The organism is Mycobacterium sp. E136, assembly GCF_001666865.1.
Classification (GTDB): domain Bacteria; phylum Actinomycetota; class Actinomycetes; order Mycobacteriales; family Mycobacteriaceae; genus Mycobacterium.
In genome coordinates this window covers 1-1,082 of the sequence record NZ_LZJE01000288.1, presented here as the reverse complement: position 1 = coordinate 1,082, position 1,082 = coordinate 1, and the positions used below count along the sequence as shown (strand labels likewise).

Below are 1,082 nucleotides of genomic sequence, written 5' to 3'. Positions count from 1 at the left end.
CGACGGCGTGGTGGTGGGTGATGGTGGCACCGGTGCGGATGATCGCGTCGGACGCCGCGGCTTTCGCCTTGCGCCACTGTTCGATCGGATTGCCCCGCTGCCCGGCCACGACCGTGAAGTACAACGACGCGCCGGTGGGATACACATGCGAAATGTGGCACAGCACCAGCGACGGTGTGCCGGTTTCGGTCAGCGCGTTTGTCAGCGCCTCGGTGACGGCCGCCTTGAGCGCCGGAACGTTGGACCAGTTCGTGGCCGTCTCCAACGTCTCGCACAGCGCTCCCGCCGACAGCAGCGAGTCGCGCAGATACGGCGCGCCGAACCGGCCGTGCTCCCATGCGCGAGCGGGTTCCTCGCCGAGCGAGGTGCCGCCCGCGGCCTCCAACACCGCCCGGGTTTCCGAGTGCCGACTGGCGACGTGCGCTTCGGTGCCCTCGAACACCGTGATCGCCAGGCACCCGCCGGTGATCTGCTGCTCGCCGATGCTCTCGGTGGTCGCGAGGTTCACCCCGGTCTCGGCCTCGTCTGACAGCCGGATCACGGTCGGGCCGGTGCCGGTCTGAACGACGGCGCGCAACGCGTCGGCGCCGGTGGCGAAGTCGGGGAACGACCACGCCTCGTAGCGGGTGGCCGTGGGGACCGGGTGCACCCGCACCCGGACGCGGGTGATGACGCCCAGTACGCCCTCCGACCCGATCAGCAGCTGCCGCAGATCTGGTCCCGCCGCCGACTCGGGGGCGCGGCCGAGGTCCAGCACGCCGACCGGCGTCACGACCCGCAGGCCGCGCACCATGTCGTTGAACCGGCCGTAGCCCGCGGAGTCCTGGCCCGACGACCGCGTCGCAGCGAAGCCGCCGATGGTGGCGAACTGGAAGCTCTGCGGGAAATGGCCGAGCGAGAAGCCGCGCGCGCCGAGCAGGCGTTCGGCGTCGGGCCCGCTGAGTCCCGCGCCGAGTTCGGCTTCGCCGGAGACCTCGTCGAGAAAGTGCAGTTCGTCGAGGCGACGCAGGTCCAGCGAGATCACCGCGCGGAATTCGCCGCGGAGCGGGTCGAGTCCGCCGACGACGCTGGTGCCGCCGCCG

At 71.4% G+C, this 1,082-nt stretch carries 1 protein-coding gene; it reads right to left on the bottom strand.

The window, feature by feature from the left end:
- Positions 1 to 1,082, bottom strand: a 1,082-nt coding sequence (locus A5698_RS18710) for an FAD-binding oxidoreductase (RefSeq protein WP_068299934.1), incomplete at both ends; no start/stop codon positions are given.